The organism is Vicinamibacterales bacterium (genome assembly GCA_036504215.1).
Classification (GTDB): domain Bacteria; phylum Acidobacteriota; class Vicinamibacteria; order Vicinamibacterales; family Fen-181; genus FEN-299.
In genome coordinates, this window is record DASXVO010000015.1 from 1 (window position 1) to 8,048 (window position 8,048).

An 8,048-nucleotide genomic window follows, 5' to 3' on the forward strand; every position below is an offset into this window, starting at 1 on the left:
GTGGCAGAACAAGCCGGCCGGCGGCGGCTTCAGACCAGCGGGTCGGCCCCCGGGAGACCGCAAGCCCTGGCAGGACAGGCCGCAAGGCGAGCGCAAGCCCTGGCAGAACAGGCCGCCTGGTGGTCCAGGGAGAGGTCCGGGCCCTGGATTCAGGGGTGAGGGATCTGGGGGGGGCAGGGATCAGGGCCGAGGCCCCGCCACTGAGGCGCCACCGCGAAAGCTGCCGGAGCCGCCTGAACGCGTGGCACCTCCCGATGCGCCAGCCGGCCCGCCGGCGCCCGCGCACAAGACCAAGCGCCCGCGCCTGCGCAAGCCGTAGGCGCGCCGACCCGTCACGTGCGTGCGGCGGCGGCGCGGTCCCGTGCGCTTCTTCGTGTGTACATCGTATGGTCTGCCACGTCGTTCTCTTTCGGCCGCGCCACGACCTGTCTGTGGCTGATCGCACGGGGCTCGTCGAAGCCCTCGAGACGGCGCTGCGGCGCATCCCGTCGATCCGGCGCTTTCACGTCGGGCGTCGCATCCGGCACGGAACGCGCTACGAGACCCTGATGCCGGTGGACCTCGAGTACGGCGCAATCCTCGAGTTCGATGACCTCGCCGGCCTGCAGGCGTACCTCGATCACCCCGCGCACCAAGCCCTCGGCGCACGCTTCATGGAATCGCTCGAGGCGTCGGCAATCTACGATTACCAGATGCAGGACGGAGACGAGCTGAAACGGTTGGGGCTTCAGGAATAGCGGCGCACTCGGCACCCGGCGTCTTTCTACTTGCTGCCAATCACTTCTTTGTCGAGCGCCTTGTCCACCGCCTCGTCGATGGCGACGAGGTCCGGCGCCGGGCGCCGCTTGCCGAGGTCGTCCTTCGGCTGAGTGCTTTCCGAGGTCACCGTGCCCCACCCGCGCCAGCCGCAGGCATGGCAGCGGTGGACGCGGTCCGAGGTGAAGGTCTTCCGGAAGCGTTCGAGGAAGCCCTTCGAGCGGGAACGGTGGACGCGTGGGGAACCGCACTTGGGACAGCTTCGCATGAAGTGCACATGATACCAGCGCCGACGGCCACCCTCAACGTCATCGATTCGAAACTGCTCGTGCCTCGTGAGAAGATGCCCGACGGCCTCCCGCAGGAGAGCATCACCTCGTTCGTCCAGACCCGGGACGGTTACCACTGGTTCGGCACACTGGACGGCGTGCAACAGTGATGGCGTCTGGAACGACAAGAGCGCCGTCATCGCGTTCGAGGTGCTGCCGTATTTCCACCAGACGCGACCGTTCTACGCGATCCTCGGCACGGCCGTCCTCACGCTCGCCTTCGGGGTCTACACCGCGCGCGTCCGCCGCCTCCGCCGCCGCGAGCGCCAACTCGAGCAACAGGTGGACGACGCCCTGAGTGCAGGAAGAAGCTCTACCCGGATTACGGTACGCACCCGTCAGGCTCGGATGAGCCGCTTGAGCTTCTTCAGGATCCCTGGCTTCTTCGGCGGCGGCGCGGTCAGCATGTCGATCAGCGCGCCCACGCTCTGCACTGGCTCGATCCCGAGCCGGCGCGCGTTTGGCGGCAGCGTGGAGAGCGCATCGCCCCAGATGAGAATGGCCCGGGCGCGTGATTCGATCTTCACGTCGAGGCAGTTTTCGGGCCGGTCATCCACGAGGATGTCGAGCGACAGCGCGTCGGCGACCTTTCCGCGCGAACCCTTCGTCACGTAGACGCTCGGCAGGTCGAACCCGTGCTCCACCAGCCAGCGCTGGGTCTGTCGCTGGGTCGTGTCGCCGCCGCTCGGCGGACGCTGCGTCACGAAGATGGTTTCCCAGCGCCGCTCGTGAGCGACGTCCGACAGGCGCCGGATGACGCCTGGCTCGATCTCCTTCAGCGACTCCCAGAAGTTCTCGGTCTTGCGCACTTCATCCCACAGTTCGTGCTGCTGCGTGCGCGAGAGCCGGCGGATGCGTTCGGTCTCGACCTGTTCTTCTTCGGGCGTGATCTCTGCCGGGGCCGGGGCCGCCGCGCCAGCCGGCGTTGGTGCGGGTTCGACGGGCGACGCGCTCTCGTTCGACGCCCCGGGATCGTCCGCCTGTGCCGGCGTCGCTGTCGTCGCCGGGGCAGGCGGAGGGGACGGGGCGGGCAGGGGCCCGAACAGGCGCACGGCGATTTCCTCGAGCGCCGAATCCATATCCGCCAGCACGCCGTCGCAGTCGAACGCAATGCGCAGTGACATCGGGTGTGACCGGCTTCCGAGCGGTGTTCAACACAGAACTCGCAGAGCTCGCAGAGATGGTGCGGCCAACGAGGTGTTCAGTCCGAAGTTCGACATTCTACTGTCCACGCAGTCCGGGAAGGGGCATGCCGTTTGGGGCTCAGATGTCGCCGTCCGGATCCGTGCCGCCGCCCGCCTCGCCGGCCTCGCCCCCGGCCGCCATCTCCTCCTCGATCGCCTGGTCGATGTCCTCGCCGAGATCCTCGCCCATCTCCTGGCCCATCTTCTTCATGAACCTGGCGACGCTCTTCGGGTCGCTCTCGTCGATGTCCCCCATCGCCGCCGGGTCCGCCAGCGATTCGAGGCGCGCATCTTCCGACTTCGGCATGGCGAACCTGGAGAACAGCTTCTCGAGATTGGCGCTCCCGCACTTCTTGCAGCGGACCTCGCCGATGCGCTCGCGCACCATGACGATGGCCGTGGTCTTCCGGTGACAGTCGAGACACTCGAATTCGTAGATGGGCATGGCCGTTGGACGGGGCTCGGCCCCCGTGGGAATTGGAAACGTCAGGGTCGCCGCGCCCTGCGGGCGGCGGGACGGAAACAGGATACACGCTTGGGAAATGTCTCCGGGAGAGATTTCGGCCGCCGCCGTTCACATTCTGCGCACAGGCCGGGCTCCGACTGACCCGATTCATCGACTGACTGCGCTCTTTCCGACTGCCGTGGATCAGCGACTTGTCTTGTTGCGTCCCTGTCCACTACTCTGTCGCCATGCGATACGCCCTGATTGTCGCCGGTGGGTCCGGCACGCGCCTGTGGCCCATGAGCCGGGTCAACATGCCCAAGCAGCTCATCCCGTTCATCAACGGGAGGAGCCTGCTGCAACTCGCGTACGACCGGCTGGAAGGACTGGTGCCGCCCGGGAATCGCTACGTCTGTGCCGGGGAGAAGCACCGCGAGATCATCTGCCGGGCGCTCGGCGTCGGCGACGACCAGTTCCTCGGCGAGCCGACCGGGCGCGATACGCTCAATGCCGTCGGATTCGGCGCAGCAGTGATCGCCGCGCGCGATCCTGACGCGGTGATGGCCGTCTTCACGGCGGATCACATCATCGAGCCGCTCGACCGGTTCCATGCCACCATCGATCACGGCTACCGCGTGGCCGAGCAGTCGCCCGACACGCTCGTGACGTTTGGCATCACGCCGACGATGGCCGCGACCGGGTACGGGTATCTGCAGCTGGGCCAACTGATCGACGAGTCCGCGCGCGTCGTCGAGCAGTTCAGAGAGAAGCCGGACGCGAAGACCGCCGGCGAGTTCTTCGCGGCTGGCGCCGAACGGTACCTGTGGAACAGCGGGATGTTCGTGTGGCGCGGCCAAACGCTGCTCGACTGCATCCGCCGCTATCACGGGGCGAACTTCGACGGGCTGTCGAGGATTGCGCGCGCCTGGAACACGCCGGCTCGCCACGAAGTCGTCTGGGAGGTCTTCCCGGCGCTGAAGAAGATCAGTGTGGACTTCGCGGTGATGGAGCCCGCGTCGCGCGATCCGCACGTCCGCGTCGCCGCCGTCCCGATGCCGTTGACCTGGCTCGACGTCGGCTCGTGGCCGATGTTCGCGGAGACGTGCCCGAAGGACGCGCAGGGCAACGCGCTCGGGGCCGGCCGCTCGTTGCTCGTGGACACGCGCGACACGCTGGTCGCGTCAGACGACCCTCAGCACCTCATCGCCACCATCGGCTGCCACGATCTGATCATCGTCCACACCCGGGGGGCGACGCTCGTGTGCCGGAAGGACGTGGCCGAGTCGATCAAGGATCTTCACAAGAAGGTCCGCGAGCAGTTTGGGGGCGAACTCGTGTAGAGCTGCGCGTGACGGCACGGAGGCAGCCGACCTCCCGGCTCACCCCCCGATTTCGGGCGAGGCGACCGTCAGCATCGGGAAGACCGACTCGAAATCGCCCGGGTTGCGCGTCAGGAGCCCGTGGCGGGTTGACGCAAACGCGCCGATGAGAACGTCGGCCACTGGCCGCCGAGGGGCGCGTCCGGCCCGACGCAACTGCACTTGGAGAGCCCAGGCTCGATGTGCTGCCTGGGTGTCGGGCCATGCCCACGCGGCGGAGTAGTCGATGCCGACCTGGTCCAGGAATTCGCGCTGCCGCGCGCCGTCGCCGAGAAATGCCGGCGCCAGCTCGATGTAGGTCACGGGACACACGACCAGCCCATCACCGCACATCCTGTCGAGTAACGCCGCCGACGCCGCGCCAAACTCAGGGTCGTCGTCCAGGACGTCAATCACGAGACACGTGTCGACGACCCAGGCCATCACACCTCTCCATCGCGCAGTTCAGCCATCCACGCAACAGTCGGGCGCACAGGCCGGAATTGCCGGGCGAAACCCCGCATCGCCTGAGCGCCAGCCACCCGCCGGCCGGCACTACGGCGGACCCGGCACTCCCGGTCGGACACGACCTCCCACTCGAGACGCTGACCGGGCTCGAGGCCCAACTGCCTCCTGATTTCGGCCGGAATCGACACCTGGCCGCGTTCAGTTACGGTTGTGATCAGCGTGTTCATGTATGACACAATACATCATGTGTCTTCATCATGTCCACGCCTTCTCGTGGGTCAGTTACGACTTCTCTTTCCCCTGACTTCTTCCTTGATCCGCTGGATGTGGCCGCGGCCGAGGGCCTTCACCTCGCAGCCCAGCTCGAAGTAGCGGCGGATGCGGTCGTCCGTCAGGATCCCGAAGCAGTCCACGACCGCCAGCGGCGCGCCGGCCCAGGCGACCACCTGTTCCGGCTCGAGATCCAGGTACGGCTTGTGGCGGACCGCCAGGACCAGGGCCTCAGCGCCGACCAGCGCCTTTGGCAGATCCTTCTGCACGCGGATCTCGGTCAGCGCGTCCTGGTTGCGGAAGAACCGCGACCACGAGTGGCCTGGCGCCGGGTATTCCGACTGGTTCTCCAGCTCGTACCAGTGGTCCACGTACGGGTCGTGCACGTGCATTTCGGCGCCCATCTCGGTGAGCTTGCGCACCACCAGTTCCGACCCGCTGTAGCGCGTGTCGCCCACGTCCTCGCGGTAGCTCGCGCCGCACAGCAGGACGTTGGCGCCCGCGATGTAGCGCCCCATGTTCCTGAGCGCGTCGCGCACCAGCTCGGCGACGTGCAACCCGCGCGTGTCGTTGATGTCGATCGCCGTCGGCGTGATGCGGAACAGCTGGTCCTGGTCCTCGAAGCCGAGGATGTGCTTGTAGGCCCAGTACCCGAGGCCGCCGTCCTTCGGCAGGCAGTAGCCGCCGATGCCAGGTCCTGGAAAGAGGATGTTGCTGTGGGTCGGCCGCATCTTGATCGCGTTGATGACCTTCACCAGGTCCACGCCGTTGCGCTCGGCGAACAGGCTCCACTCGTTGAGGAACGCGAGGATCGTGGCGCGGTAGGAGTTCTCGACGATCTTCGTCGTCTCCGACTCGATCGGCCGGTCCATCACCGTGAGCGGGAAGTCGCGGGTGTTGAGGATCTCGCCGAGGAACTTCACCGTGCGCTCTTTGGCTTCGGGCGTGCAGCCCGAGCACACGCGCCAGAAGTCGCGGATGCTCCGGACGTACTCGCGGCCCGGCATGACGCGCTCGAAGCTGTGCGCCAGCAGCGGCTCGGACGCGATGGCGCGCGCGGCGAATGCGCGCTTCATGATCGGCCACGCGACGAATTCGGTGGTGCCGGGCGCCACGGTCGTTTCGATCAGCACCAGGCACGACGCGGGGATCTTCTCGCCGATCGTCCGCATCGTCTGCTCGAGCGCCGTCATCTCGGCGCTGCCGGTCTTCATCGTGCCGAGGTCGCGCTTCGAGAAGTCGCACTGCACGTCCACCACCACGCAGTCGGCGAGCGAAAGGCAGTCGGCGTTGTGCGTGGCGACGAGGGTCTTCTTCTCGATGACCGTCCGATGGATCATCGGGTCGACTTCGGGGTCTTCGGCCTTGACCGGCGACTCGCCGCGGGCGAGGAGCGGGATCTTCCAGTAGCTGCGGGCGCTCGGGCGCTGGCAACCGATCACGAACTTGCCGGGCTTCCCGTCAGCGCCGACCGAGTCGGCGACGATGGCGGCCATGACGGCGCCGACGAAGCCGACGCCCATGACGACGATGATTTCCTTGCCCTCGGCGCGGGCCTGCGCGGCGAGGGCCTGAACGCGGGCGAACTCGCGGGCATCGTCTTCGGGGCGGGGCAGCGGGAATTTCTCGCCGGCGGGGCTGACTGAGTAGCTGGGCATTCGTGTCGCTCCGTGGTGTTGTTGAAGTCGATGTCCTGACGGTCCAGAGGGGTCATCGCGCAGGTCTCCGGGAGGCCGGTGTGGAGTTTCTGCGCGCTCCTGCCGCCGGGACGACGACGATAGCGTCGTCGGAGGCGGGACGCAAGAACGAAATCGCTCGGGAAGTGGTGATGTTCGGCCGAGCGCCAGAGGTCGGCATCGATGGTTCGCTGTTCGGCGAGCCGGCGGTCGAACTCCGCTGACCCTGTCGGCCGATGGGCATGATCACTCCGAGGGTGATTTCCGGCGGTGGCCCTACACTCTGCCGGCCTCGAGCTCTTCGAGGAAGTGGGGTACGGGGAGGGCATCCACGCCGTCGGCCGTTCGGAAGGGGCGCTCGCCAAGAAACACCATCAGGCGGCGCGTGAGACCTGGGAGGGCGGCGATAGCCTTCAGTCCTGCGAAGTCGCGGGTGCCGAGGCGCGTCTTGGCCTTGACCTCGATGGCGACAGACTCGCCGCCTCTCTGAACGAGGAAGTCCACCTCCGTTCCGCCGCCAGCCGGCGACCAGTAGAACAGGCCGTCGTGGCGACCGCCGAGGCCCGATATCGGGTCGCCGTAGGCGCGCAGCAGCATGGCCACCCAGCCTTCGAGCAATGCGCCTGGCTCGGCGATGGTCGGGGGATGGAATTCCTGCCGGACGGTACGAACGACACCGGGATCGGTCCAGTAGAGTTTCGGGTGCCGTCGTTCCTTCACGCGGAGACGTGCTTCGTAGGCGGGCAGCGGCCAGGCCAGGTAGGCGTCTTCGAGCACCTCGAGGTAGCCGACCACGGTGGTTCTGGCCACGCCGGCGTCGCGCGCCAGGCCTGCGATATTCAGCACTTGGCCGTGGAACAGGGCGGCGACGGGCAGGAAGCGGGCGAACCCCGGGAGGTTTCGAACAAGCGCCTCATCGGCGGCAAGTTCCTGCGGAAGGAGCGGCATCAGCACCCGTTGCAGCGCTCGACCGGCCAGGAGATTCGAACCGGCACGCTTCAACTTCCGGGCGCTGGAGCCGGGCAGAACGAATCGGAGCTGGCGCTCCTCGATGAAGCGGTGGACCTCATTCAGCAGCGTCGGGAGACGCTGAATCTCGTCAACGACCACCGTGGCTGCGGGGGGACACAGGGCCAGCTCGCGTCCGAACAGGCCGGGGTCGCGGAGGTAGAGCGAACTCGACCTGCTCGTGTTCCAGGACGGCCGGCGCCTGGGCTTCGAGGTGAAGTACACCGACCGTCCCGCGATGACCGGCTCACTGCGGCTGGCGTTGGACGAGCTGCGTCTCGACGAGCTGACGGTCGTGATCCCTGGCGACGCGGATTACGCGCTGACGGATCGGGTCAGGGTCCGGGGCCTCTCGCGTGTCGTGACGGGCGCGTGAACCGTCCTCGTCGGAGACGAATCCTCCCGGCGACGATACCGGGGGGATTCAGGCGTCGAGTGGAAGGTCGATCTCCCCGATGGTCTTGACGTCGATTCCGTCACCAAGCGGGTACCCGTTGCGCGCCCGGCACACAATTGCCGCGGTCGCGACGTGTTCCGGGCCCAATACCCGGCGG

11 protein-coding genes are annotated in these 8,048 nt (G+C 67.2%); 5 read left to right on the forward strand and 6 right to left on the reverse strand.

Annotated elements, in window-relative coordinates; translation table 11 throughout:
- Positions 1–386: 386 nt before the first annotated feature.
- Entirely contained in the window at positions 387–737 is a 351-nt protein-coding gene (locus VGK32_02675) for a Dabb family protein (protein HEY3380641.1), read from the forward strand.
- 26 nt (positions 738–763) lie between these two features.
- On the opposite strand, the gene VGK32_02680 is transcribed toward VGK32_02675, so the two are convergent.
- Positions 764–1,024 carry a hypothetical protein gene (locus VGK32_02680; GenBank protein HEY3380642.1) on the reverse strand — a complete coding sequence of 87 codons (261 nt, stop codon included), beginning with the start codon at positions 1,022–1,024 and terminating at the stop codon, positions 764–766.
- Between the two features lie 9 nt (positions 1,025–1,033).
- Between VGK32_02680 and VGK32_02685 the strand changes: the two genes are divergently transcribed.
- Positions 1,034–1,195, forward strand: coding sequence for a two-component regulator propeller domain-containing protein (locus VGK32_02685; protein HEY3380643.1), 162 nt, complete (start codon positions 1,034–1,036; stop codon positions 1,193–1,195).
- Positions 1,196–1,423: 228 nt separating this feature from the next.
- On the opposite strand, the gene VGK32_02690 is transcribed toward VGK32_02685, so the two are convergent.
- Both VGK32_02690 and VGK32_02695 read right to left on the reverse strand, forming a co-directional pair.
- Positions 1,424–2,209, reverse strand: coding sequence for a hypothetical protein (locus VGK32_02690; protein HEY3380644.1), 786 nt, complete (start codon positions 2,207–2,209; stop codon positions 1,424–1,426).
- Between the two features lie 139 nt (positions 2,210–2,348).
- Positions 2,349–2,714, reverse strand: a complete 366-nt coding sequence (locus tag VGK32_02695; GenBank protein ID HEY3380645.1) for a zinc ribbon domain-containing protein — start codon at positions 2,712–2,714, stop codon at positions 2,349–2,351.
- Between the two features lie 248 nt (positions 2,715–2,962).
- Here VGK32_02695 and VGK32_02700 point away from each other — a divergent pair, with 248 nt between their 5' ends.
- A complete protein-coding gene (locus tag VGK32_02700; GenBank protein HEY3380646.1) occupies positions 2,963–4,054 on the forward strand; it encodes a mannose-1-phosphate guanylyltransferase in 1,092 nt (363 codons plus the stop codon).
- Between the two features lie 39 nt (positions 4,055–4,093).
- On the opposite strand, the gene VGK32_02705 is transcribed toward VGK32_02700, so the two are convergent.
- Together VGK32_02705 and VGK32_02710 are read right to left on the reverse strand one after the other, a co-directional pair.
- Positions 4,094–4,516, reverse strand: coding sequence for a type II toxin-antitoxin system VapC family toxin (locus tag VGK32_02705; protein ID HEY3380647.1), 423 nt, complete (start codon positions 4,514–4,516; stop codon positions 4,094–4,096).
- Positions 4,517–4,818: 302 nt separating this feature from the next.
- Positions 4,819–6,468, reverse strand: a complete 1,650-nt coding sequence (locus tag VGK32_02710) for a UDP binding domain-containing protein (GenBank protein HEY3380648.1) — start codon at positions 6,466–6,468, stop codon at positions 4,819–4,821.
- A gap of 80 nt (positions 6,469–6,548) precedes the next feature.
- Here VGK32_02710 and VGK32_02715 point away from each other — a divergent pair, with 80 nt between their 5' ends.
- Positions 6,549–6,710: a hypothetical protein gene (locus tag VGK32_02715; GenBank protein ID HEY3380649.1), complete on the forward strand. Its 162-nt coding sequence runs from the start codon at positions 6,549–6,551 to the stop codon at positions 6,708–6,710.
- A 52-nt stretch (positions 6,711–6,762) separates the two neighbouring features.
- Here the strand turns inward: VGK32_02715 and VGK32_02720 are convergent, their stop codons facing one another.
- Positions 6,763–7,719: a DUF4143 domain-containing protein gene (locus VGK32_02720; GenBank protein ID HEY3380650.1), complete on the reverse strand. Its 957-nt coding sequence runs from the start codon at positions 7,717–7,719 to the stop codon at positions 6,763–6,765.
- Between the two features lie 13 nt (positions 7,720–7,732).
- Here VGK32_02720 and VGK32_02725 point away from each other — a divergent pair, with 13 nt between their 5' ends.
- Positions 7,733–7,870 carry a hypothetical protein gene (locus VGK32_02725; GenBank protein ID HEY3380651.1) on the forward strand — a complete coding sequence of 46 codons (138 nt, stop codon included), beginning with the start codon at positions 7,733–7,735 and terminating at the stop codon, positions 7,868–7,870.
- Positions 7,871–8,048 lie beyond the last annotated feature (178 nt).

Coding starts and splice junctions, on each gene's coding strand:
- VGK32_02675 (HEY3380641.1), top strand. CDS start 387: ATGGTCTGCCACGTCGTTCTCTTTCGGCCGCGCCACGACCTGTCTGTG.
- VGK32_02680 (HEY3380642.1), bottom strand. CDS start 1,024: ATGCGAAGCTGTCCCAAGTGCGGTTCCCCACGCGTCCACCGTTCCCGC.
- VGK32_02685 (HEY3380643.1), top strand. CDS start 1,034: ATGATACCAGCGCCGACGGCCACCCTCAACGTCATCGATTCGAAACTG.
- VGK32_02690 (HEY3380644.1), bottom strand. CDS start 2,209: ATGTCACTGCGCATTGCGTTCGACTGCGACGGCGTGCTGGCGGATATG.
- VGK32_02695 (HEY3380645.1), bottom strand. CDS start 2,714: ATGCCCATCTACGAATTCGAGTGTCTCGACTGTCACCGGAAGACCACG.
- VGK32_02700 (HEY3380646.1), top strand. CDS start 2,963: ATGCGATACGCCCTGATTGTCGCCGGTGGGTCCGGCACGCGCCTGTGG.
- VGK32_02705 (HEY3380647.1), bottom strand. CDS start 4,516: ATGGCCTGGGTCGTCGACACGTGTCTCGTGATTGACGTCCTGGACGAC.
- VGK32_02710 (HEY3380648.1), bottom strand. CDS start 6,468: ATGCCCAGCTACTCAGTCAGCCCCGCCGGCGAGAAATTCCCGCTGCCC.
- VGK32_02725 (HEY3380651.1), top strand. CDS start 7,733: ATGACCGGCTCACTGCGGCTGGCGTTGGACGAGCTGCGTCTCGACGAG.